Source organism: Streptomyces sp. CA-210063, assembly GCF_024612015.1.
Classification (GTDB): Bacteria; Actinomycetota; Actinomycetes; order Streptomycetales; family Streptomycetaceae; genus Streptomyces.
The window spans coordinates 8,969,364-8,991,714 of the sequence record NZ_CP102512.1; the positions used below are offsets into that span (position 1 = coordinate 8,969,364).

Sequence of the window (22,351 nt, forward strand, 5' to 3'; positions counted from 1 at the left end):
GAGGTCGCCCGATGAGCGGCCCGCACCGGCTGGACAGGGGAGGGCGCCTGATGAGCGGCCCGCACCGGCTGGACAGGGGAGAACGACCGATGACGACGGGCCGACCGGCCACCGCGGACCGACGCCTCGGGCTGCCCCGCCGAGCCGACACGGCGGGTGTCCGATGAGACTCCACCGGCTCGACATCACGGCCTTCGGCCCCTTCGGCGGTGCCCAGTCCGTCGACTTCGACGACCTCTCGGCGGCCGGCCTCTTCCTGCTGCACGGCCCGACCGGCGCCGGCAAGACCTCGGTCCTGGACGCCGTCTGCTACGCGCTGTACGGCTCCGTGCCGGGCGCCCGGCAGAGCGGCCAGGGCATGACCCTGCGCAGCGACCACGCGGCGCCTTCGACCCGCACCGAGGTCCGCCTCGAACTCACCGTCGCGGGGCGCCGGTTGGAGATCACCCGGCAGCCGCCGTGGGAGCGGCCCAAGAAGCGTGGCGAGGGCACCACGCTCGACAAGGCGCAGAGCTGGCTGCGCGAGTACGACGCGGTCGCGGGCTCCTGGAAGGACCTCAGCCGCTCCCACCAGGAGATCGGTGAGGAGATCACCCAGGTCCTGGGGATGAGCCGGGAGCAGTTCTGCCAGGTCGTGCTGTTGCCGCAGGGCGACTTCGCCCGCTTCCTGCGCGCCGACGCCGAGGCACGGGGCCGGCTGCTCGGCCGTCTCTTCGACACCCACCGTTTCGCCGCGGTCGAGAAGCGCCTCGCCGACCGGCGCCGGGCGGCCGAGGCCCAGGTGCGCGAGGGCGACGCGGCCCTGCTCGCCGACGCCCACCGTATGCAGCAGGCCGCGGGGGACGCCCCGGACCTGCCCGAGCTGGTACCGGGCGACCCGGGTCTCGCCGAGGCCGTGCTGGGCTGGGCCGCCGTCGTCCGCAGCACCGCCCGCGAGCGGCTCACCATCGCCCACTGCGCCCGCGCGGCGGCCGAGTCGGCGCGGGCCTCCGCCGAGCGCGATCTGGAAGACGTACGCGAAGTGGCGCGGCTGCAACGGCGGTTCGCGGAGGCGAGGGAGCGGGCCGCCCGGCTGGAGGAAAGCGCTGACGCCCACCGGGAGGACCGGGCTCGGATGGAGCGGGCCCGCAAGGCGGAGGCCGTGGTACCGGCGCTGGAGCTGCGGAACGCGGCCGAGGCCGAGCACCGGTGGGCGCAGTCGGACGAGGAAGACGCGCGTGCGCGACTGTCGGGGACATACGCCGACGCGGGTGCCGCCGGACTCGCGACCGCCGCCCGCAAGGCGTCGGAGGAGCTGGGCGGTCTCGAATCGGCCCGTCGTGCGGAGCGGCGGCTGGCCGTGCTCCTCACCGAGCAGGCGGAGTTGGACAGCGAGGAACAGACGGACGAGGACGTCCTCCAGGACGCCGAGGGCTGGCTGGCCGAGTGGGAGACGACCCGGGCGGAGCTTCAGTCCCGTATCGAGTCCGCCCAACAGGCCGCCACCCGCGCCGAACAGCTCGCCGTGCAGCGTGAACCCGCCGAGAATCGGCTCGCGGCCGCCCGTCAGCGCGACCAGCTCGGCCGTGACACCGACGACGCCCAGGCGCGTGTGCTCCGGTTGGCCGAGCGCGCGGTGGAAGCGCGCGCCCACTGGCTCGACCTCAAGGAACAGCGCCTGCTGGGCATCGCGGCGGAACTCGCCGCCGGCCTCGTCGAGGGGCAGCCGTGCGCCGTCTGCGGCGGTACCGAACACCCCGAGCCCGCCGAGAAGGTCGCCGGGCACGTGGACCGCGAGACGGAGGAGCGGGCCCTCGCCGCGAGCCGGCGCGCCGACGAGGAGCGCGCCGAGGCCGAGCGGCGACTCGGGCTCGTCCAACGGGCGTTGGCCGCCGCGAGCGCCGAGGCGGGCGACACACCGACCGATCGACTCGCCGCGCTGGTGGAGGAGTTGGAGGACCAGTACGCGCAGGCGCGCCGGGGAGCGTCCGGACTGCATTCCGCGCAGGAGGCCCTGCTGCACGCCGAGCGGGAGCGCGACCGGCGGACCGCCGCGCAGCGGGAGGCGGCCGTCAGGGCCGCGTCCCGCAACACCCGGCGGGACGCGCTGGAGCGGGAACGGGCCGTTCTGGAGGGAGAGTTGGCGCAGGCCAGGGGTGACGCCGAGAGCGTGGCCGCGCGGGCAGCACATCTGGAGCGTCGGGCCGCGCTCCTCACCGGGGCCGCCGAGGCCGCGCGAGCCGCCGACGACTCCGCGCAGCGGCTCAAGGACGCCGACGCCCGCCTCGCCGACGCGGCCTTCCGCGCCGGGTTCGACACCCCGCAGGCCGCGGCCGCGGCGGTCCTCGACGACGCCGCCCACCGCGACCTCCAACACCGCCTCGACGCCTGGCAGTCGGAGGAGGCGGCCGTGCGGGCCGTGCTCGCCGAGGCCGACACGGCGGCCGCCGCCCAGCGGCCCCCCGCCGACCTCGCGACCGCCGAGCGGACTGCCTCGGTCGCGCGCGAGCGGCTCCAGGGCACCGTCTCCGCATGGGACGCCGCCGAGCGCCGCCGCGCCGAACTGGACCGGCTGTCCGCGCGGGCCACCGCCTCCGTACGCCGTCTGGCACCGCTGCGCGAGGAGTACGACCGCGTCGCCCGCATGGCCTCACTCGCGGCCGGCACCTCCGCCGACAACGAGCGCAGGATGCGCCTGGAGGCCTACGTCCTCGCCGCCCGCCTGGAACAGGTGGCCGCCGCCGCGACCGTACGGCTCCAGCGCATGTCCTCCGGCCGCTACACCCTCGTCCACTCCGACAACCGCGCCGGACGCGGTCGCAGCGGCCTCGGACTGCACGTCGTCGACGCCTGGACCGGCCGGGAGCGGGACACGGCCACGCTCTCCGGCGGCGAGACGTTCTTCGCCTCCCTCGCGCTCGCCCTGGGCCTCGCCGACGTCGTCACCGACGAAGCGGGCGGCGTGCGCCTCGACACCCTCTTCATCGACGAGGGGTTCGGCAGCCTCGACGACCAGACCCTCGACGAGGTCCTCGACGTCCTCGACTCGCTCCGTGAACGCGACCGCAGCGTCGGCATCGTCAGCCATGTCGCCGATCTGCGGCGGCGCATCCACGCACAGCTGGAGGTCGTGAAGGAGCGGACGGGGTCGGTGGTGCGGCAGCGCGGTCAGTGACCCAGCGGCCGCCGGGGGAGCGGTGAGGAGTAGACGACACTCGTCGTCACCGACCCCAGCCCGCCGATCTTGCCCGACACCTCCTCCAGGTGACGCATCGAACGGGCGGCGACCTTGATCACGAAGCAGTCGTCGCCCGTGACATGGTGCGCCTCCAGGATCTCGGGGGTGACGGCGACGAGGTCGTGGAACGGCTTGTAGTTGCCGGTCGGGTACCGCAGCCGCACGAACGCCAGGATCGGCAGCCCCAGCCGCTCCGGGTCCACGACGGCCGCGTACCCCTGGATGACGCCCGCCTCCTCCAGCCGCCGCACCCGCTCGGTCACGGCGCTCGGCGACATCGACACGGCACGCGCCAGCTCGGCGAAGCTGGCCCGGCCCTCACGCTGGAGGACCTCCAGGATGCGCCAGTCGGTGGCGTCGGGCTCGTACGGGGAATTCACGGTCATGTCCGATGGATAGCAGGGGAATCCCCGGCCGTTCAAGGGCCGGACCGTGGAACGCCCCTTCAGGAAGGGGATCACCGGCCGTAGATTTCTGGTGAGGGAAACACGAAGTTGCGATCCGCGATCCGCGATCCGCGATCCGCGATCCGCGATCCGCGATCCGCGATCCGCGATCCGCGATCCGCGATCCGCGATCCGCGATCTGCGATCCGCGATCCGCGATCCACGAGGGAAAGGCCAGCTCTTGAGCGTCACCACCACGCCCGCCGTCAACGCCGTTCTGCGCGTCGCCCCCGCGGCCCCCGCCGAGGCCGCCGCGTACTTCCGGGCCAGTCTCGTCTTCCACACCGACGTGTCCGACGTGGCCGCCGCCCTCGCCACCGACGGCGACCCCGGCTTCGTCGTCCTCGACTCCCGCTCCACCGAGTCCTGGGACCAGGGCCACATCCCCGGCGCGATCCACCTGCCCACCGCGCTCATCCCCGAGCAGGCCGAGCAACTGCTCGACAAGTCCGTGCCGGTCGTCACCTACTGCTGGAGCCCCGCCTGCAACGGTGCGACCCGCGCCACCCTCGCCCTCGCCGAACTCGGCTTCCAGGTCAAGGAGATGCTCGGCGGCTTCGAGTACTGGGCGCGCGAGGGCCTGGCCTACGAGACCTGGGAGGGCGCGGCACGGCGCGATGCCGACTCGCTGACGATCCCGGTGGACGCAGAGAACTGCGGTTGCTGACAGACTGTCAAGAAGGCTTCGAGGGTGGCCAGTTAGGCCGCGCGACCGCCGTGTAACTTCTGGGCATGGCTCGATACGCGGATGCGGTGGTTCCCGATGTGGTGCGGTGGGTGGAGTCGAGTGGCGGACCGCTCATGGCGATACCGGAAGCGGTCCTGCCGTTCTGGGCGGGCGCCGACGGCGACGAGACGTCGTCCGACTACGACCGGGCCTGCGACATCGACGGCTACGTCGGACTCCTGCCGGTCGGCGACACCCGCGCCCTGGTCCTCGGCCATGAACCCGCCCCCACCGCGTACCTCGCCGAGCACGGCACCTTCGTACGCCGGCACGCGGCCGACTCCGAGGCCGAACTCCTCGCGGAGGTCCCGGCGGCGCTCGACGCGGCCGCCTGGGAACCCGAGATGGAGTGGCGGGTGCCCGGCCCGGTCGTCCTCTGCGACGCCGCCCGGCCCGGGGACGCCTTGCGGCAGAAGGACCACGTCCGCGTGGAGCTGGACCCCGGGCACTACGGGGTCCGCGCCGCGTATGTCTCGACGGGTCCGGGGACATGGCTCGGCCTCGTACAGGTGAGACCGCTGACGCACTGAACCGGCGTGGCGGCCGGGCCCGGCCGCCCGTGGCGGTGGGCCCGGCCGGCCCGGCTCACAGCTGGGACAGCTCGTCCACCAGGTCGTCCAGGCCCAGAGATCCCTGGGACAGCGCGGCCATGTGCCAGGCCTTGGCGTCGAAGGCGTCGCCGTGGCGCCGCCGCGCGTTCTCCCGGCCCAGCAGCCAGGCGCGTTCGCCGAGCTTGTAGCCGATGGCCTGGCCCGGCATCGTCAGATAGCGGGTCAGCTCGCTCTCGACGAAGTCCGCCGGGCGGCTGCTGTGGGCGCCGAAGAACTCCTGGGCCAGATCCACGGTCCAGCGCTCACCCGGGTGGAAGGGGGAGTCCGCCGGGATCTCCAGCTCCAGATGCATGCCGATGTCGACGATGACCCGGGCCGCGCGCATCATCTGCGCGTCCAGGTAGCCGAGCCGCTCCTCCGCGTCCTTGAGGAAGCCCAGCTCGTCCATGAGCCGCTCCGCGTACAGGGCCCAGCCCTCGGCGTTGGCGCTGACCCCGCCGATGGTGGCCTGGTAGCGGGACAGGTCGTCCTTGACGTACACCCACTGCGCCAACTGGAGGTGGTGGCCGGGGACGCCCTCGTGGTACCAGGTGGAGACCAGGTCGTACACCGGGAAGCGGGTCGCCCCCATCGTCGGCAGCCAGGTGCGGCCCGGGCGGGAGAAGTCCTCGGTCGGGGCGGAGTAGTACGGGGCCGCCGCGCCGCCGGGCGGGGCGATGCACGACTCGACCTTCCGCACCGGCTCGGCCAGGTCGAAGTGCGTGCCGTCCAGCGCCTCGATCGCCTCGTCCATCAGCGACTGCAGCCAGTCGCGGACCTCGTCGACACCCTCGATGTGCCGGCCGTGCTCATCGAGATGGGCGAGCGCCACCCACGGCGTCTCGGCGCCGGGCAGGATCTTCGCGGCCTCCGTCCTCATCTCGTCGAGCAGCCGGTGGAACTCGGCCCAGCCGTACGCGTACGCCTCGTCGAGGTCCAGGTCCGCACCCGTGAAGTAGCGGACCAGCTTGGCGTAGCGCTCCCGGCCGACCGTGTTCGGGGCGCCCTCGACCGCCGGGGCGTACACGTCGCGCATCCAGTCGCGCAGCTCCACCACGGCCCGGGTCGCCGCGCGGGCGGCCTCGTCCAGCTCGGCCCGCAGCGACTCGGGGCCCGCCGACGCGAAGTCCTCGAACCAGCCGCGCCCCGACCCGTCCGTGTCCGCCCACTCGGTGAGCTGGCCGATGAAGGTCTCGGTCGGGCGCGGGCCCGCGTACAGCTTCCGCTCCAGGCCGAGCGCGAGGGACTCGCGGTAACCGGCGTACGCCGCCGGCACCGCGCGCAGCCGCTCCGCGATCGCCGCCCAGTCCTCCTCGGTCTCCGCCGGGGTGATGGTGAAGACCTCGCGCACCTCGTGCGGCGGCGTGACCATGTTGCCGACCGCGCGCAGCCCCTCGTCGGCCTCGTGCACGGCCAGCTCCGCCGTCAGCCGCTCGCGCAGCAGGCGCGCGCACCGGCGCTCGATGTCACTGTCCGCGCCCGGCTGCCGCTCCGCCGTGTCGAGCCGCGCGAGCGTCGTCCGGATCAGCTCCGCACGGGCCTCCTGGCCCGCCGGCGAGGTGTCCGGCAACCTGCCGGAACTCTCCTTCACACCCAGATACGTACCGGTCACGGGGTCGAGGGCGATGAGATCGTCGACGTACGCGTCGGCGACCTCACGGGGCAGAGGGCTCTTGGTGTCAGACATGCGGGCAATCTTGGTACGGCGGTGGGGGCGGCGTCAGCTGCTTAACGGGCGCTTGAGCCTTACGTCGGCCGGATTCCGCTCACGGCGTGATCCGCGCCCCGTGGCTCAGGGCGTGGGCCGTTCGGTGTCCGGGGGCAGCAGGGGCCCGCAGTCCCACTGCTGGAAGATCAGCCGGGTCTCCACCCGCGCCACCTCGCGCCGCGACGTGAACTCGTCGAGGACCAGCCGCTGCAGATCCGTCATGTCCGCGACCGCGACATGCACGAGATAGTCGTCCGGCCCGGTGAGGTGGTACACGGTCCGCGACTCCGGCAGCGCCCTGATCCGCTCCACGAACGGCCCCACCAGCTCCCGCCGATGCGGTCTGACCTGCACCGACAGCAGCGCCTCCAGACCACGCCCCAGCTTGGCCGGATCGAGCCGCAACTGATGGCCGAGGATCACGCCCGCGCGCCGCAGCCGCGTCACCCGGTCCAGACAGGTCGACGGCGCGACCCCGACCTGCGCGGCCAGATCCCGGTACGTCGTCCGGGCGTCGTTCTGCAACAGCCGCAGCAGCTGAAGATCCACCGGATCGAGTACGACGGATTCGGCCATTGTTCGAACGTAACACGGTGTTCGACCGCTGAGGCCCGGCCGATGTTCACTCTGGCGCCATGAACTCAGCGAGCACGCACGCGTACGATCACGCACGCACCACGCCGAGAGCACTGGCCACCGAGGCCGTGCACGCCGGCCGCGACGACCTCGCGCGCCAGGGCCTGCACGTTCCGCCGATCGACCTGTCGACCACGTACCCGTCGTACGACAGCCGTGGTGAGGCCGCCCGCATCGACGCCTTCGCCACCGACGGCGCCCAGCCGGAGGGCCCGCCGATCTACGGGCGGCTCGGCAACCCGACCGTCGCCCGCTTCGAGACCGCCCTCGCCCGTCTCGAAGGCACCGAGAGCGCGGTCGCCTTCGCCAGCGGCATGGCCGCGCTGAGCGCGGTTCTTCTCGTCCGCGCCTCCATGGGCCTGCGCCACGTCGTCGCCGTACGACCCCTCTACGGCTGCAGCGACCATCTCCTCACCGCCGGGCTGCTCGGCTCCGAGGTCACCTGGGTCGACCCGGCGGGCGTCGCGGACGCGCTGCGCCCCGACACCGGTCTCGTGCTGGTCGAGTCCCCGGCCAACCCGACCCTCGCCGAACTGGACCTGCGGGCCCTCGCCCACGCCTGCGGCTCGGTCCCGCTCCTCGCGGACAACACCTTCGCCACGCCCGTTCTGCAACGCCCGGTCGAACAGGGCGCCCGGCTCGTCCTGCACAGCGCCACCAAGTACCTCGGCGGCCACGGGGACGTCATGGCCGGCGTCGTGGCCTGCGACGAGGAGTTCGCCGGGCGGCTGCGCCAGGTCCGCTTCGCCACCGGCGGCGTCCTCCACCCCCTCGCCGGCTACCTTCTGCTGCGCGGCCTGGCGACCCTCCCCGTCCGTGTCCGCGCGGCCTCCGCGACCGCCGCGGAACTCGTCCACCGCCTCACCGCCGACCCACGCGTGGCGCGCGTCCACTACCCGCGGATCGGCGGCGCCATGATCGCCTTCGAGGTGCGGGGAGACCCCCACGAGGTGATCGCCGGGGTCCGTCTGATCACCCCGGCGGTGAGCCTCGGCAGCGTGGACACCCTGATCCAGCACCCGGCCTCCATCAGCCATCGGATCGTGGAGGAGACGGACAGGCGGGGGGCCGGGGTGAGCGACCGGTTGCTGCGGATGTCAGTGGGGCTGGAGGACGTGGAGGACCTGTGGGCGGACCTGGACGGGGCGTTGGGGAAGGCGGCCGACGGGGCGACAGGGGAGCGGGCCACTGATGAGAGGGCCGTGCTGTCCATGAGGCAGGCCCGGGCCCGGGCCTGAGGCACTTGGGCCGGTCCGGCTCCTCGGGCTGATCCAAGTCGCTGGAGCAGATCCCAGTCGCTCGGACGTGCGGGGCGGGGCCATGTAACCACCGCCCCGCAACCGCGCCCCATCAGGGGCGCGGGGAACTGCGCGACCAGCCCCCACACACCCGCACGCGGCAACGGCCCAAAGCCCTTCCCGCCGCTACTCGGTCATCCCAGCGGGGCGTGCCCGCAGCCGTGCCGCACGCGAAGCGACCCCCACCTCGTCCAACCGCGCGGTGATCACCAATGTCCCTTCCTCGATCTGATAGTCGAGCGGCAGCTCAAGCCCCCGCATCGCCGCGACCATCCCCGTGTTGGACGACTGCGTCACCACGTACACGTTCTCGCAGCCCGTCTCGGCCGCCATGTCCACCAGCCGGCGGAGCAGTTCACCGCCGATACCGCGCCGCTGCCACTCGTCCTCGACGAGCAGCGCGATCTCCGTCTCGTCGCCGTCCCAGAGCAGATGACCGAGGCCGACGAGGCGGCCGGAGGTGGTCTGCGCGGCGAGGGTCCGGCCGAAGCGGGGGCTGAGCAGATGCTTGAGATACCGGTCGGCATCGCCCACCGGGCCGTGGTACCGCATGCTCAGCGTGCGTGCGGAGCACCGCTCGTGCATCTCCTTCGCCGCCCGCAGATCCCCGGCGTCGGCGCGGCGCACCGTGATGTCGTTGCCCTCCGGCAGCGTCAGCACGTCCTGGCCGCACGGAATCCGCGGACCCAGCCGCGCGTCCAGCTCCACCAGGGCCCGCGCCCGCGCGAACTCCGTCGGCGTGAACGGCAGATACGGCCGCTCCACCGTGATCACCCCACCCTCCGGCGCCCGCAGCCGCATCACCGTGTCCTCCAGGGCCGCCTCGACGGGGGCGCTCTCCTGAGCCCGGCCGGAGCCGGGAGCGGTGGCGGGCAGCGAGCGGATGGTGCAGCGGCCCAGCAACTGCCGCAGCGCGAGCGGGAGTTCCGACGCGTCCAGCGCCGTACGCGTGGCCAGACCGAGGATCCGGGTCGGCGCGTCCACCAGGTCGTGGGCGTCTCCGCGCTCGATCCAGGTGGCGCTGCCACCCGCGTCCGACACCGCCCCGCCGATCTCGGAGGCCGGCAGTTCCTCGGGCGCCCGCAGCAGGAACTCGTCCACCGTTCCCTCGGCCAGGGGGTGCGTCTGCAGGCTCAGGATGTCGACCTTGAGGCCGGCCAGCGCCATGCACAGCGCGGCCAGCGAACCCGGCGCGTCCTTCACCGTCGTCCGCATCCGCCACAGCGTGGTCGCGCCGCTGAGCACGTCCGCGCCCGTCTCGGACGGCCCGGCCTGCCGCCCTTCGGCGAGCGGCGGCCGGGCGCCGGTATCACCCGTCGGCGGCGCGTGACCGTGGCGCCGTGTCCACCAACTGCGGAACCCGGCCCTGGCGGACAACAGCGCGTGGTGTACCGGGCGGCCGCTCCGCGCCCGCGTCACATCAGACATGTCTGGAGTCATGTAGCCACTGTGAACGAACGGTGTTGCGTGATCACGAACGCTCTGTGACTGACCGGTAAATGCATCACCCTGCCCCTTTTATTGCATTTTGTATGACCGGAGCTGTCGGTATCGATGCCATCGGTGACCGTCGGTGGCCCCGCCACAACGCTGCGGCGAGGCGCCGATCGGGCGGGGCCGCGGCGCGGCGGGGCGGCCTACGGCGTGCCGGTCACTGGCCGACGAGTCCCGGCTGGAGCACCTTCGTGTACAGCACGGTCCCGTCCTGCTCCCGCAGCCGGACCGTCAACTCCCCGCTGTGGCCGTCGATGTCGACCTCGCCGAAGAACTGGTAGCCGCCCGCCGGCGACACGTTCGCCGTGGTCGGCGCCTTCACGAACACCCGCTCGGGGCCGAACGTGTTGTCCAGCGCGTTCGCCGGGAAGGCACCGGCGTTGAGCGGGCCGGAGACGAACTCCCAGAACGGCTCGAAGTCGGTGAAGGCGGCCCGCGACGGCTGGTAGTGCTGCGCCGAGGTGTAGTGCACGTCGGCCGTCAGCCACACCGTGCCGGTGATCTTCCGGTGCTTGATGAACCGCAGCAGCTCGGCGATCTGCAGCTCCCGACCGAGCGGCGCGCCCGGGTCGCCCTGCGCCACGGCCTCGATGTTCGGCTTGCCGTCGCCGGTGTCCGGCACGACCAGGCCGAGCGGCATGTCGGAGGCGATCACCTTCCACACCGCACGCGACCGCGACAGCTCCCGCTTCAGCCACTCCAACTGCTCGGCGCCGAGGATGCCCACCGGGTCGGTGGTCTGCGTGTCGGACGAGTTGGCGTTGCGGTAGGTCCGCATGTCCAGGACGAACACGTCCAGCAGGGGACCGTGGCGCAGGACGCGGTGCACCCGGCCCTCGCGGGCGCCCGGCCGCAGCGTGGAGATCGGGAAGTACTCGCTGAAGGCCCGCCGGGCCCGTTCCGCCAGCACGTCCACGTTCTTCTCGGTGTACCGGGTGTCGGTGAGGATCTCACCCGGGTACCAGTTGTTGGTGACCTCGTGGTCGTCCCACTGCACGATCGAGGGCACCTGCGCGTTGAACCGCTTCAGGTTCTCGTCCAGCAGGTTGTAGCGGAAGTTGCCCCGGAACTCGGCGAGCGTCTCCGCGACCTTGGACTTCTCCTCGGTGGTGATGTTCCGCCAGGTGCTGCCGTCGGGAAGCGCCGCCGTCGCCGCGATCGGGCCGTCGGCGTAGATGGTGTCGCCGCTGAACAGGAAGAAGTCCGGGTCCAGCGCGCCCATCGCGTCGAAGATGCGGTAGCCGCCGTGCTCGGGGTTGATGCCCCAGCCCTGCCCGGCCAGGTCGCCCGACCACACGAAGCGCGCCCCGGAGCGACGCTTCAGCGACGTCGTACGGAACGTGCCGGTGACCGGCTCGCCGGTGCGGCGCGGGTCGTCCGGGTCGGCGAGCAGCACCCGGTAGTGGATCTGCTCACCCGCCGGGAGGCCGCGCAGCCGCGTCGTACCGGTGAAGTCCGTGCCGGCGCCGAGCAGCGGGCCGTGCCATCTGCGCGGGTTGCGGAACGACTCGGTGGCGGACGTCTCGACGATCATCCGCGCCGGACGGTCCGAGCGCACCCACACCAGCCCGGAGTGCGCGGTCACGTCCCCGGTCTGGACACCCCAGCCGGCCTTCGGCCGCCCCGACAGGGCCAGCGCCGGTGCCGAACCGAGCGCGACGGAACCGGGCAGCGCCAGCGCCGCCGACGCGGCGAGCGAGCCGCGCAGCACGCTGCGACGACCGGGCAGGGAACTCGGCGGACGATGTGACATGAATGCGCCTCCAGCGACGGATTCGGCCAATGTGCACTGCCACAACTACTGGTGCGCCGCAGCGCACACGGAAACGACAAGTGAACAACTGGCCGGGTCGCGAGGGAAGCACCGACCCCGCGTGAGAGTTCTCAGGGGCGCGGGGAACCACGCTTTTCAGGGGCGCGGGGAACTGCGCGAACGGGGTCCGGGGCGGAGCCCCGAGTCTTTGACGGGGGTCGAAGGGGCGCGCAGCCCCTGGCATGGGACGGGTAGGGGCGGCGGGGGCGAGAAATCCCGTGGGTCAGCGGACCGCCGACGCCATCACCCCCACCCCCTCCCGAATCCGCGCGGGAGACAGATGCGCGTACCCCAGAACCAACCGCACGCCGTCGTCAGGCACCCGCCCGTACCGCGCCAGCCCCCGCACCGCGACCCCGGCCGCCGTGGCCCGCTCCAGGAAACGGTCGAGAGGGCCGTAACGGTCCGGCAGGGCGGCGATGACGTGCAGCCCGGCCGCGATGCCGGACACCTCCGTGCCGGGGAAGTGCTCGGCGAGGGCGGAGACCAGGGTGTCGCGCCGCTCCCGGTAGGCCCGCTGGCAGCGCCGCAGCTGGCGGTCGTAGTCGCCCCGCTCCACGAACCGGGCGAACAGGGCCTGGTCGATGGTGGGGTGGCCGAGGTCCATGGTCCGTTTGCGCTCGACGACCTCCTCGGCCAGCGACGCCGGTACGAGGAGCCAGCCGAGCCGCAGCCCCGGGGCGAGGGACTTGCTGACGGACCCGGAGTACGCGACCCGCTCGGGGTCGAGTCCCTGGAGGGCGCCCACCGGGGCGCGGTCGTAGCGGAAGTCGCCGTCGTAGTCGTCCTCGACGATCAGTCCGTCCACCGACCGCGCCCAGTCGAGCAGTTCGGCCCGCCGCCGCGCGGAGTAGGCGATCCCGGACGGGAACTGGTGTGCGGGCGTCGTCACCACCGCCCGCACCCCCGCCTCCCGCAGCGGCCCGACGGCCAGCCCCTCCTCGTCCAGCGGCAGCGGTACGGTGCCGAGCCCGGCGGCGGCGTACAGCGTGCCGTGCTCGGGGCTGCCGGGGTCCTCGACGCCGACGAGGCGCACCCCGCGCGCGTGGAGCACGAATCCGAGGAGGGTCGTGGCCTGAGCCACCCCGGAGACGACGACGATCCGCTCGGGGTCGGCGACCACGCCCCGGCGTCGGGCGAGCAGTTCGGCGAGCGCGGTACGCAGCCGGGGCAGCCCGCGCGGATCGGGGTAGCCCAGCGCCTGGTGCGGCAGCTCCGCGAGCACGCCACGCTGGGCCGCCGCCCACGCGGCCCGCGGGAACAGCGACAGGTCCGGTGTTCCGGACACGAAGTCGGCGCGGGTGCCGGGGGAGCGCGGGGCGAGATCACGCGCGCGTGGGAGGGCGGCCCGGACGGCGGCGCCCACCCAGGTCCCGGCACCCCTGTCGCTGCGCAGATACCCCTCCGCGGTCAGCTGCTCGTACGCCTCCGTCACCAGCCCGCGCGACACCCCCAGATCGGCGGCGAGTTCCCGGCTCGACGGCAGCCGCGTCCCCCTCGCGAGCCGGCCCCTGCGGATCGCCTCCCGCAGCGCCGCCTGCAACGTACGCCCACGCGCGCGTGGAGGCGCGTCGGCGACCGGCAGCAGCAGCTCCCAGGCGGCGGCCCAGGCGACGGACCCCGAGGGATCACCCTCCGCCGAATTGGTCCCCGATGACGTCATGGAAGTGGACCTTAATCCGGGCCGCCCGCCTCCCTAGCGTCACGACCATGAAAGCCACGCCCGTGCGGACCACCGCGCCCAACTCCACCACCGACGGAGCCCTCCTCGCCGCCCTCGCCTGTGTCCTCGTCGGCGGCTCCTTCACCGCCAACAGCGTCCTGGGCGACTACCCGTACGCGGGCGGCCAGTTCCTCCGCTACGGCCTCGCCTGCCTCCTGCTGCTCCCGCTCCTCGGCCGGGGCGGCACGGCACCCCTGCGCCGCCTCACCGCACGGCAGTGGACGCGGCTGGCGCTGCTCGCGGCCGTCGGCATGGTCGGCTTCAACGTCGCCGTGATCGCCGCAGAGCGCACCGCGGAACCGGCGGTACCGGGCGTCTTCGTGGGCTGTGCCCCGGTGGTCGTGGCCGTCCTCGTACCGCTGCTGGAGGGCCGGCGTCCGCAACGGCTTGTCCTCCATGGGGCGTTGCTCGTCGCGGCCGGCGCGTTCACCGTCCAGGGCTGGGGCCGTACGGACGGCGCCGGGATCGCCTTCTCGGTGTGCGCGCTGGCGGGCGAGGTGGGCTTCGCGGTGCTGGCCGTACCGGTGCTGCGGCCGCTCGGCCCGAGACTGCTCTCGGCGACCGTGTGCGGTGTCGCCGCGGTCGAGTCGGCGGTCGTCGGCCTGGTCGTCGACGGCGGCGCCTGGCTGCGTCGCCCGGACGGCACCGAGACCGCCGCGCTGCTGTGGCAGGCGGCCGTCGTCACGGTCATCGGATTCGTGTGCTGGTACATGGGCATGCAGCGCATCGGCGCCGAGCGCGCCACCCTCTTCTCCGGTCTCATCCCGGTGGCCGCCGCCTGCACGGCGCCCCTCGTCGGCACCGGTTCCTACGGCGCCGCACAGGCCGTCGGCAGCGCGCTGGTGGGCGCCGGAGTCGCCCTGGGGTCGGGGGCGTCGATCCGCCGCCGGTCAGCGGCTGCCGTCGAGGATGACGCGGGCGACCAGGGCGGGGTCGTCGTTCATGGGGCAGTGGCCGCAGCCGGGCAGCCGCACCAGCCGGGCCCCGGGGATGAGCCGCTTGGCCCGGACGCCCTGGCGGCGCACGAGCAGCCAGTCCCGCGTACCCCAGGCCACGGTGATCGGCAGCCCCGGGATGTCGTCGGTGAACAGAACGCCGCCACCGGCCCGGAGGGTGGCGTCGAACCCGGTCGCCCCCGCCAGCGCGAGCGTCTCGGCGACCACCGCCTCGGGTGAACGGCGGGCCGGACGGGCGTAGATGGTGCTCGTCAAGGCCGTACGGCCGGCCGCGGACCGGGACAGCCGCTCGACCAGTGGCAGCGGCAGCCGCCGCGAGATGTGCCGCATGGCGAGCAGGACACCGAACGCGTAACGCCGCTCGGCCTCGTTCCAGAACCCGGCCGGGGACAGGGCCGTGATGGACCGTACGAGCTTCTCGCGGCCCAGTTCCAGCGCGAGCAGACCGCCCAGGGAGTTGCCCGCCACATGGGGACGGTCGAGCTCCAGGGCCTCGCAGAAGGCGCCGAACACGGCGGTCGTCGTGGGCAGGTCGTAGGTGAGGCCGTCCGGCAGCGCGGGCGACTCGCCGAAGCCGGGGAGGTCCACGGTGATGACCTCGCGTTCGGCCGCCAGGATGTGGACCACCGGGTCCCAGGCCTGCCGGTGGTGGCCGATGCCGTGCAGCAGGAGCAGCGGCTCGCCGGCGCCCTCGCGCGCGTAGGAGACCGTCACGGGCCGCGGGCCGAGCGGGGAGGGGACCTGGAAGGAGACCGTGGCGGCGGGCATGGTGCAGCTCCTCGTCTGTGCGGGTGGCGCGCTGACGTACGGGTTCGTAGACAGCTTGTCAGCAACTGCTACCGGCGGGTAGTCCTGGGGAGTAACAAGCCCGCGTGTGTCATCGCAATCGCCTGGACAGAGCCGCGCTCCGCGGGATGGGATGGAACGGTGACCACCGACATCGCGACCGACGTCTTCGAAGAGCACCGCCCCGTCCTCATGGGAGTCGCCTACCGCATGCTCGGCCGGGTCGCCGATGCCGAGGACGTGGTCCAGGAGGCCTGGCTGCGCTGGTCCGGCGCCGACCGGTCCGATGTGCGCGAACCGCGCGGCTATCTGGTCCGCGTCACCACCCGCCTCGCCATCGACCGGCTGCGCCAGGTGCGGTCCCGCAACGAGACGTACCCCGGCCCGTGGCTGCCCGAGCCGTACGTCACCGACTACGGGGCCACCGTCCCGGACACCGCCGAGCGGGCCGTCCTCGCCGACACCGTCTCGCTCGCCGTCCTCGTCGTCATGGAGTCCCTCTCACCCCTGGAACGCGCGGTGTTCGTGCTCCGGGAGGCCTTCGGCTACCCGTACGCCGAGATCGCGGCCATGATCGACCGCACCGAGCCCGCCGTCCGCCAGCTCGCCGGCCGGGCCCGTCGGCACGTCGACGAGCGACGCCCGCGCTACGAGGTCGACCCGGCCGAGCGTCGCGAACTGACCGAACGGTTCCTCGCCGCCGCGGCCGGCGGAGACCTCGACGGGCTCATGTCGCTGCTGGCCCCCGACGTCCGTCTGGTGGCCGACGCCGGTGGTCTGGCCAAGGCCCCGGTGCGCGTCCTCGAAACCGCCGACAAGGTGGGCCGGTTCCTGCACGGAACCGCCGGCAAGGGCATCGCGGACGCGTCGTTCCGCTTCCTGGAGATCAACGGCGGCATCTCGGTCGTCGTCCAGTCCGGGGCCAAGGTCGACAGCGTGTTCCAGCTCGAGGTCGCCGACGGCCGGATCCAGTGCGTCTACATCATGCGCAACCCGGAGAAGCTCCTCCTCCTGTCGGATGGCTGAGGGTTCGCTGATTGGTCTTGACCAAGGGTGGGGGCAGGCCTATGGTCGCAAGAAAGTGCAACAACCTTTAATAAACAAGGGCGCTAAAAACGCCGCCGGGCCACGGCGAAGCAGCGGAGGACAGGGTGGGGACCCAGCAGCTGGAATCAGTGCCGGAACCGAAGTACTGGCATCTGAAGACCGTGCTCAGTGAGGCATTGGACTCCGAGTTCTCGGTGGGTGAGATCCTGCCCAACGAACGTGACCTCGCGGCCCGCTTCGGTGTCGCCCGGGCCACGCTCCGCCAGGCGCTGGAGCAGCTCGAACTGGAGGGCCGGCTGCAGCGCCGGCGCGGCGTCGGCACCACCGTGGCACCGCCCCGCATGGGCGTCGCCGTGGGCGGCGAGCAGCACGCGTGGCCGGGCACGATCGGCGACGCCTGGCAGTCCGTGGACTGCCAGGAGGCGGTGCCGCCCGCCGCGGTCGCCGGCATCCTGCAGACCCGCCACGGCGAGCAGGTGTACGTGGTGCGCCGCTCCCGCATGTCGCACGGCCAGCCCGTCGCCGCGGAGCTGCTCTACATCCCGGCGGACTCGGTGCCCGCCCTCTCCGCCATAGACGCGCCCTCCGGCGCGGCACGCGCGCGTGCCGTGCTGCGTGAGCTGCAGCGCCTGGAGCTGGAGGGGCAGGACCGCTCGGTCGAGCTGGGCTCGGCCCGTGCGGACGACGCCAAGGAACTCGACCGGCTGCCCGGCGCGCCCGTCCTCGTCGTCACGACCCGCTTCTTCGCGGAGGGACGCACGGCGGCCGTCTCCATGGCCACCTACCGCGCTGACACGTGCCGCCTGACCTTCGGCGACTCCGGCGGCGTAGAGATCCACCACGGCCCGGAGCGCCGCGCGTCCTGACCGCGGGCAGCCCCTCGCACCGCACCCGCCGCGCCCCGGATTTCCGGGGCGCGGCGTTTTCAGGGGCTACGGGGGGACCGGTACGGCGCCCGCGAGCGAGGGCGGAGCCGCCGGCCGGCACGGGCGCGAGGCCTCAGCGCCGCGCCGTCACCGTGCCCTCCACCGCGAACAGCTGTTCCTCGACATGGTCCAGGGCAAGACGGAGCGCGCCCATCGCGACGGCCGTCTCACCCAGTCGGGAGAGGGCCACCCGGGGCGGGCGCAGACAGTAACGGGCCAGCTCGTGGCGGAGGGGATCGAGTACGTCGTCGATGCCGGTCGCCCAGCCGCCGACGACCACGAGCTCGGGGTCGAGGGCGAGGACGAGGGCCGCCACATCGTGGACCAGCCGTTGTATGAAGCGGTCCACCGCCTCGCGGGCCCGCCCGTCGCCCTCGCGCGCGTGCTTGAAGACCTCGGCGACCGCCGGCTCGTCCAGCGGATGCAAGGGCTCGCCCGTGGTCGACAGCAGCGCCTCCGGTGTGGCCTCCCGGCCCAGCAGATGCAGCGCGCCGATCTCTCCGGCCGCGCCGCCGTAGCCCCGGTGCAGCCGCCCGCCGATCAGCGAACCGGCGCCCGGGCTCAGCCCCGCCAGCACGAACACCACGTCGTCGGACTCGGCGGCGGCGCCCTTCCAGTGCTCGGCGACCGCGGCCGCGTTGGCGTCGTTCTCGACCAGGACGGAACACTTGAAGGAGCGGCTCAGCCGCTCGCCCAGGTTCAGCCCCGTCCACTCCGGCAGGGCCGCGCACAGGCGTACGGCGCCGTCGGCCTCGATGATGCCCGGGCTGCCCACGCCGACCGCGCGCAGCGAACCCCGCGACACCCCGGACCTGCGCAGCAGCTCCGCGACGGTCGAGCGCAGCCGCTCCAGCCGGTCGTCCGCCGACGCCGCCTCGGAGACGTCCTTGGACAGCGAGCCCAGCACCCGCCCGTCGAGGTCCGCGAGCAGCGCGGTCACCCGGTGGGAGCCCACGTCCAGGCCCAGCAGATGACCGGCCTCGGCCCGGAACCGGTAGTGCCGCGCCGGCCGCCCCTGCCGTCGGGCGGCGCCTTCCTCGGCGGCCTGCTCGACCACCAGCCCGGCTTCCACGAGCCCCTCGACGACGCCCTCGACCGTGGGCCGGGACAGTCCGGTGACCCGCGTGATCTCGGTGAGCGTCGCGTGGTCCGTGGCCCGCAGCGCGTGCAGCACCACGGCCGAGTTGATTCTTCGGAGCAGAGAAGGATCCCCGCCGGTCAGCCGCCCCAACGTCCGTCCTCCCAGCTCGCGCCCGTGTTTGCCGGATCGTACTCGCCGCGGTCGACCCCGGCGAGTGCCTGTCGCACCCGACCAGAACGACAGGCCGTCCCGGGCGGGCTCAGCCGGGCGCCACGAACCCCGACTCGTACGCCGCGATCACCGCCTGCGTACGGTCCCGCGCCCCGAGCTTCGCGAGGACGGCGCTGACGTGGGACTTCACCGTCTCGGTGCCGACGACCAGCCGGGCGGCGATCTCCGCGTTCGACAGGCCCCGGGCCATCAGCCGCAGCACCTCCGCCTCACGCTCGGTCAGCGCGGCCCGCTCCATGACCGCCCGCGCCGCCCGATTGCCCACCCCGTCGCCGTACTCGGCGGCCAACTGCCGTACGGAGGCGGGGAACAGTAGCGACTCGCCCTCGGCGACCAGCCGTACCGCGTGCACGATCTCGGCCGGCCGGGCCCGCTTCAGCAGGAAGCCGTCCGCGCCCGCGCGCAGCGCCTCGTACACGTACTCGTCGTTCTCGAAGGTCGTCACCACGAGGATCTTCGGCGGCTCCGGCACGGTCCGCAGCACCGCCCGCGTGGCCTCGATGCCGTCCAGCAGCGGCATCCGCACATCCATGGCGACGACGCTCGGCCGCAGTTGCCGCACCAGCGGGATCACCGCGGCACCGTCCGCCGCCTCCCCGACGACCTCGATGTCCGGCTGCGCCTCCAGAACGGCCCGCAGACCGGCGCGTACGAGGGGTTCGTCGTCGACGAGCAGAACGGTGATCGGCGGCATCCCGCCAGCCTAGATCAGCTCCTAGGGATCGAACGGCTGTTCAGTTCAGCGGCAGTTCGACGCGCACCTGCCAGTCACCCCGGTCGGGACCGGTCCGCGCCCGGCCGCCGAGCAGTGCCGCCCGCTCGCGTATGCCCCGCAGTCCGCTGCCCCGGCCGGGCCCCGGTATCTCCGCCGTCAGCGGATTGCGGACCTCCAGGTCGAGACCGCCGTCCGCGACCGCGATCCGCACCCGGACCGGGACGTCGCCCGCGTGCCGGAGCACATTGGTCAGCGACTCCTGGAGGATGCGGTAGCCCTCGCGGGACACCGGTCCGGGCACCTTTTCCAGGGGCCCCGACACCTCGGCGTCCACCTTCGCGCCGGAGGTGCGCGCGGACTCCAGCAGCCGGTCGGCCTCGGTCAGCGTGGGTCGCTCGTGCACGGGCCGGCCGGTCTCCCGGAGCACGCCCAGCACCCGCTCCAGGTCCTCCAACGCGGCCCGGCCGGTGTCCTCGATGGCGGTCAGCGCCCGGTCGGTGAACGCCGGATCACCGGCCGCCCGCGCCGCGCCCGCCTGCACCACCGCCACCGTCAGCGCATGCCCTATGGAGTCGTGCAGCTCCCGGGCGATCCGGTTGCGTTCCAGCAGCTGCTCGGTCCGCTCCTCCAGCGTGGCCAGCCGCTCGGCGGCCGAAGGCCCCAGCAGCCGACGGGCGGCGGCGGTGACCAGCGCGCCGAGGCCGACCACGACGGCGAACGCCAGGACGAGCGTGAGGGGCGCCAGAAGGCCGTACGCCCAGTGCGCTTCCACACCCCTCAGTACAACGTTGTCCGTCGGCACATGCCCGAACGCGACCGAGACCAGGTCGTAGGTGAGGATGGGCAGCCAGGCGGTGCCCCCCAAGGCCAGCGCCCCGAGCGCCATCCGCACTTCCAGCCACACCACCGTGCGGAACCGGTCCCGCCAACTGGCGGACGGCGCCACGGAGATCCCCGAATCCCCCTCCTCACCCGGCGTCAGCAGCAACCGTGCCTGCACGCCCTCGCCCAGCCGCACGGCGGGGATCAGCCCGAGCGGAATCAGGAACAGCGCGGGGACCCACGGGCGCGTGGGCATGATGTACATCCACAGGCTGACGATCAGCATCGGCACCCACAGATGCAGCAGGCGCGTGTACGTCGTCCCCCGGAGCAACGGGCGCAGGAAGCGGGCCATTCGGTCATGGTGCCAGCCACCACCGACAACGGGCCTCCCCCGGGCGGGGGAGACGCTCTCCACCCGCGGGGGAGGCCCCGACACCCCGCCCACGGCCAGGCTGGGCCCATGACCAGCATCGACGTACAGGACCTCACCAAGGAGTACGGCACCGTCCGCGCCGTGGACCACCTCACCTTCCGTGTGGAACCCGGCCGTGTCACCGGCTTCCTCGGCCCCAACGGCGCCGGGAAGTCCACCACCATGCGGCTCGTCCTCGGTCTGGACCGGCCGACCTCCGGCACCGCCACCGTCGGCGGCCGCGCCTACGCCGACCTCGACGAACCGCTGCGCCATGTGGGCGCCCTGCTCGACGCGCGGGCCGCGCACGGATCACGCACCGCCCGCGACCATCTGCGCGCGCTCGCGGCGAGCAACCGCATCGCGCCCGCCCGCGTGGACGAGGTGCTGGAGGAGACGGGCCTGGCGAAGGTCGCGCGGCGCCGGGTGAAGACGTACTCCCTGGGCATGCGCCAGCGCCTCGGCATCGCGGCGGCCCTGCTCGGCGACCCGTCCGTCGTCCTGCTGGACGAACCGTCCAACGGCCTCGATCCCGAAGGGATCATCTGGATCCGGGAGTTGCTGCGCCGCCTCGCCCGCGAGGGCCGGACCGTCCTGGTCTCCAGCCACCTCATGAACGAGACCGCCTCCTTCGCCGACCACCTGGTCGTCCTCGGCCGCGGCCGCCTTCTCGCCGACACCTCCATGCGGGAGTTCATCCACGCGCGCGTGCAGCCCCGCGTACGGGTACGCACCACGGACACCGACACCCTCACCGACCTCCTGACACGGCACGGCCACCGGACGGCGGAGAGCGAGCACGGAGGCCTGACGGTGTTCGACGCGCGCGTGGACGACATCGGCCGCCTCGCCTCCGGCGCCGGCCTGACGATCCTCGAACTCGCCGCCGAGGAGGGCACCCTGGAGCAGGCCTACCTCGATCTCACCGCCAAGGAGGCCGAGTTCACCGCCGCCTCCGCCGCCACCCCCGCCCAGCCCCAGGAGGCCTGACCATGACGTTCGCAGCCGTCCTCCACTCCGAGTGGATCAAGATCCGTACCCTGCGGTCGATGCTGTGGGCCCTCCTCGCGGTCGTCCTCGCCACCGCGGCCTTCTCCGCGCTCGCCGGACTCGACTCCGACGGCACCGACTTCGACCCGCTGCACGCCGCGTTCTTCGGCGTCAACTTCGGCCAGGCCGCGGCGGTCGCCTTCGGTGCGACGGCCGTGTCGTCCGAGTTCCAGGGCGGCGCCCTCAGACTCTCGCTGGCCGCCGTACCCCGCCGGGGCCGGTGGTTCACGGCCAAGGCGGTCGCGATCGGTGTACCGGCCCTGGCCGTCGGCCTGCTCACCGGATTCGTGAGCCTCGCCGTCGGCAAGGCCGTCCTCGGCGACAGGACGAGCGGACTCTCGGCCGCCGAGGGCCTGCGCGGCGCCGTCGGCTGCGGCGTCTACCTCGCTCTGATGGCCCTCCTCGCGGCCGGCCTGACCGCCCTCCTGCGCAGCGGCGTGGCAACCCTGAGCATCCTCATCCCGTTCCTGCTCATCGTGTCCTTCGTCGTCGGGGGAGTCTCCGGCGGCATCGCGGACTTCCTGCCGGACAAGGCGGGCCAGGTGATCCTCCACGAGACGTCCGACGGCGCGCTCGGCCCCTGGAGCGGCCTGGCGGTGACGGCGCTGTGGGCGGTGGCCGCGCTGGCGGCGGGCGCGTGGAGCGTACGGCGCAGGGACGCCTGACGCCA

General features: G+C 73.2%; 18 protein-coding genes and 1 pseudogene. 9 read left to right on the top strand and 10 right to left on the bottom strand.

What is annotated here, in order from left to right:
• The first annotated feature begins 163 nt into the window (after nt 1-163).
• A complete protein-coding gene (locus tag JIX56_RS39270; protein ID WP_257547985.1) occupies nt 164-3,154 on the top strand; it encodes an AAA family ATPase in 2,991 nt (996 codons plus the stop codon).
• Here the strand turns inward: JIX56_RS39270 and JIX56_RS39275 are convergent.
• Nucleotides 3,148-3,603 carry an Lrp/AsnC family transcriptional regulator gene (locus JIX56_RS39275; RefSeq protein ID WP_257547995.1) on the bottom strand — a complete coding sequence of 152 codons (456 nt, stop codon included), beginning with the start codon at nt 3,601-3,603 and terminating at the stop codon, nt 3,148-3,150. The genes JIX56_RS39270 and JIX56_RS39275 overlap by 7 nt on opposite strands.
• Nucleotides 3,604-3,844: 241 nt before the next feature.
• On the opposite strand from JIX56_RS39275, the gene JIX56_RS39280 reads away from it, so the two are divergent.
• Both JIX56_RS39280 and JIX56_RS39285 read left to right on the top strand, forming a co-directional pair.
• Nucleotides 3,845-4,330, top strand: coding sequence for a rhodanese-like domain-containing protein (locus JIX56_RS39280; protein ID WP_257547997.1), 486 nt, complete (start codon nt 3,845-3,847; stop codon nt 4,328-4,330).
• A 65-nt stretch (nt 4,331-4,395) separates the two neighbouring features.
• Entirely contained in the window at nt 4,396-4,920 is a 525-nt protein-coding gene (locus tag JIX56_RS39285) for an immunity 21 family protein (RefSeq protein ID WP_257547999.1), read from the top strand.
• A gap of 55 nt (nt 4,921-4,975) precedes the next feature.
• Here JIX56_RS39285 and JIX56_RS39290 read toward each other — a convergent pair whose 3' ends face one another.
• Entirely contained in the window at nt 4,976-6,667 is a 1,692-nt protein-coding gene (locus tag JIX56_RS39290; protein WP_257548001.1) for a DUF885 domain-containing protein, read from the bottom strand.
• 105 nt (nt 6,668-6,772) lie between these two features.
• Nucleotides 6,773-7,264 (bottom strand): Lrp/AsnC family transcriptional regulator, encoded by a 492-nt coding sequence (locus JIX56_RS39295; RefSeq protein WP_257548011.1) that lies wholly within the window; start codon nt 7,262-7,264, stop codon nt 6,773-6,775.
• 59 nt (nt 7,265-7,323) lie between these two features.
• Here JIX56_RS39295 and JIX56_RS39300 point away from each other — a divergent pair, with 59 nt between their 5' ends.
• The gene (locus tag JIX56_RS39300) at nt 7,324-8,562 is read left to right on the top strand and encodes a trans-sulfuration enzyme family protein (protein WP_257548026.1); all 1,239 of its coding nucleotides are present in this window, start codon (nt 7,324-7,326) and stop codon (nt 8,560-8,562) included.
• 186 nt (nt 8,563-8,748) lie between these two features.
• Here the strand turns inward: JIX56_RS39300 and JIX56_RS39305 are convergent, their stop codons facing one another.
• The 3 genes from JIX56_RS39305 to pdxR form a co-directional block, all read right to left on the bottom strand.
• A complete protein-coding gene (locus JIX56_RS39305) occupies nt 8,749-10,050 on the bottom strand; it encodes a GNAT family N-acetyltransferase (protein ID WP_257548028.1) in 1,302 nt (433 codons plus the stop codon).
• Between the two features lie 223 nt (nt 10,051-10,273).
• Entirely contained in the window at nt 10,274-11,869 is a 1,596-nt protein-coding gene (locus tag JIX56_RS39310; protein WP_257548029.1) for an alkaline phosphatase D family protein, read from the bottom strand.
• A gap of 283 nt (nt 11,870-12,152) precedes the next feature.
• Nucleotides 12,153-13,592, bottom strand: coding sequence for a MocR-like pyridoxine biosynthesis transcription factor PdxR (pdxR, locus tag JIX56_RS39315; RefSeq protein WP_257548031.1), 1,440 nt, complete (start codon nt 13,590-13,592; stop codon nt 12,153-12,155).
• Between the two features lie 47 nt (nt 13,593-13,639).
• On the opposite strand from pdxR, the pseudogene JIX56_RS39320 reads away from it, so the two are divergent.
• Nucleotides 13,640-14,455 (top strand): annotated as a pseudogene (locus JIX56_RS39320) (DMT family transporter); the annotation flags it as partial.
• A gap of 87 nt (nt 14,456-14,542) precedes the next feature.
• Here the strand turns inward: JIX56_RS39320 and JIX56_RS39325 are convergent.
• Entirely contained in the window at nt 14,543-15,376 is an 834-nt protein-coding gene (locus JIX56_RS39325) for an alpha/beta fold hydrolase (RefSeq protein ID WP_257548032.1), read from the bottom strand.
• 159 nt (nt 15,377-15,535) lie between these two features.
• Between JIX56_RS39325 and JIX56_RS39330 the strand changes: the two genes are divergently transcribed.
• On the top strand, nt 15,536-16,420 hold the full coding sequence (locus JIX56_RS39330; RefSeq protein ID WP_257548034.1) for an RNA polymerase sigma-70 factor: 885 nt from the start codon (nt 15,536-15,538) through the stop codon (nt 16,418-16,420).
• A gap of 125 nt (nt 16,421-16,545) precedes the next feature.
• Nucleotides 16,546-17,307, top strand: a complete 762-nt coding sequence (locus tag JIX56_RS39335) for a GntR family transcriptional regulator (protein ID WP_257548044.1) — start codon at nt 16,546-16,548, stop codon at nt 17,305-17,307.
• A 133-nt stretch (nt 17,308-17,440) separates the two neighbouring features.
• On the opposite strand, the gene JIX56_RS39340 is transcribed toward JIX56_RS39335, so the two are convergent.
• The 3 genes from JIX56_RS39340 to JIX56_RS39350 form a co-directional block, all read right to left on the bottom strand.
• A complete protein-coding gene (locus tag JIX56_RS39340) occupies nt 17,441-18,598 on the bottom strand; it encodes an ROK family transcriptional regulator (protein WP_257548046.1) in 1,158 nt (385 codons plus the stop codon).
• A gap of 109 nt (nt 18,599-18,707) precedes the next feature.
• A complete protein-coding gene (locus tag JIX56_RS39345; protein WP_257548056.1) occupies nt 18,708-19,373 on the bottom strand; it encodes a response regulator transcription factor in 666 nt (221 codons plus the stop codon).
• Between the two features lie 40 nt (nt 19,374-19,413).
• A complete protein-coding gene (locus tag JIX56_RS39350; RefSeq protein WP_257548058.1) occupies nt 19,414-20,571 on the bottom strand; it encodes a sensor histidine kinase in 1,158 nt (385 codons plus the stop codon).
• Between the two features lie 108 nt (nt 20,572-20,679).
• Between JIX56_RS39350 and JIX56_RS39355 the strand changes: the two genes are divergently transcribed.
• Together JIX56_RS39355 and JIX56_RS39360 are read left to right on the top strand one after the other, a co-directional pair.
• Nucleotides 20,680-21,621, top strand: coding sequence for an ABC transporter ATP-binding protein (locus JIX56_RS39355; protein WP_257548060.1), 942 nt, complete (start codon nt 20,680-20,682; stop codon nt 21,619-21,621).
• A gap of 2 nt (nt 21,622-21,623) precedes the next feature.
• Nucleotides 21,624-22,346, top strand: a complete 723-nt coding sequence (locus tag JIX56_RS39360) for an ABC transporter permease (protein ID WP_257548062.1) — start codon at nt 21,624-21,626, stop codon at nt 22,344-22,346.
• Nucleotides 22,347-22,351: the final 5 nt, after the last annotated feature.

What these genes read in the sequence shown, in the direction of transcription:
- JIX56_RS39270 (WP_257547985.1), top strand. Translation starts at nt 164, where the DNA reads ATGAGACTCCACCGGCTCGACATCACGGCCTTCGGCCCCTTCGGCGGT.
- JIX56_RS39275 (WP_257547995.1), bottom strand. Translation starts at nt 3,603, where the DNA reads ATGACCGTGAATTCCCCGTACGAGCCCGACGCCACCGACTGGCGCATC.
- JIX56_RS39285 (WP_257547999.1), top strand. Translation starts at nt 4,396, where the DNA reads ATGGCTCGATACGCGGATGCGGTGGTTCCCGATGTGGTGCGGTGGGTG.
- JIX56_RS39290 (WP_257548001.1), bottom strand. Translation starts at nt 6,667, where the DNA reads ATGTCTGACACCAAGAGCCCTCTGCCCCGTGAGGTCGCCGACGCGTAC.
- JIX56_RS39295 (WP_257548011.1), bottom strand. Translation starts at nt 7,264, where the DNA reads ATGGCCGAATCCGTCGTACTCGATCCGGTGGATCTTCAGCTGCTGCGG.
- JIX56_RS39300 (WP_257548026.1), top strand. Translation starts at nt 7,324, where the DNA reads ATGAACTCAGCGAGCACGCACGCGTACGATCACGCACGCACCACGCCG.
- JIX56_RS39305 (WP_257548028.1), bottom strand. Translation starts at nt 10,050, where the DNA reads ATGTCTGATGTGACGCGGGCGCGGAGCGGCCGCCCGGTACACCACGCG.
- JIX56_RS39310 (WP_257548029.1), bottom strand. Translation starts at nt 11,869, where the DNA reads ATGTCACATCGTCCGCCGAGTTCCCTGCCCGGTCGTCGCAGCGTGCTG.
- pdxR (WP_257548031.1), bottom strand. Translation starts at nt 13,592, where the DNA reads ATGACGTCATCGGGGACCAATTCGGCGGAGGGTGATCCCTCGGGGTCC.
- JIX56_RS39325 (WP_257548032.1), bottom strand. Translation starts at nt 15,376, where the DNA reads ATGCCCGCCGCCACGGTCTCCTTCCAGGTCCCCTCCCCGCTCGGCCCG.
- JIX56_RS39345 (WP_257548056.1), bottom strand. Translation starts at nt 19,373, where the DNA reads ATGCCGCCGATCACCGTTCTGCTCGTCGACGACGAACCCCTCGTACGC.
- JIX56_RS39350 (WP_257548058.1), bottom strand. Translation starts at nt 20,571, where the DNA reads ATGGCCCGCTTCCTGCGCCCGTTGCTCCGGGGGACGACGTACACGCGC.
- JIX56_RS39355 (WP_257548060.1), top strand. Translation starts at nt 20,680, where the DNA reads ATGACCAGCATCGACGTACAGGACCTCACCAAGGAGTACGGCACCGTC.
- JIX56_RS39360 (WP_257548062.1), top strand. Translation starts at nt 21,624, where the DNA reads ATGACGTTCGCAGCCGTCCTCCACTCCGAGTGGATCAAGATCCGTACC.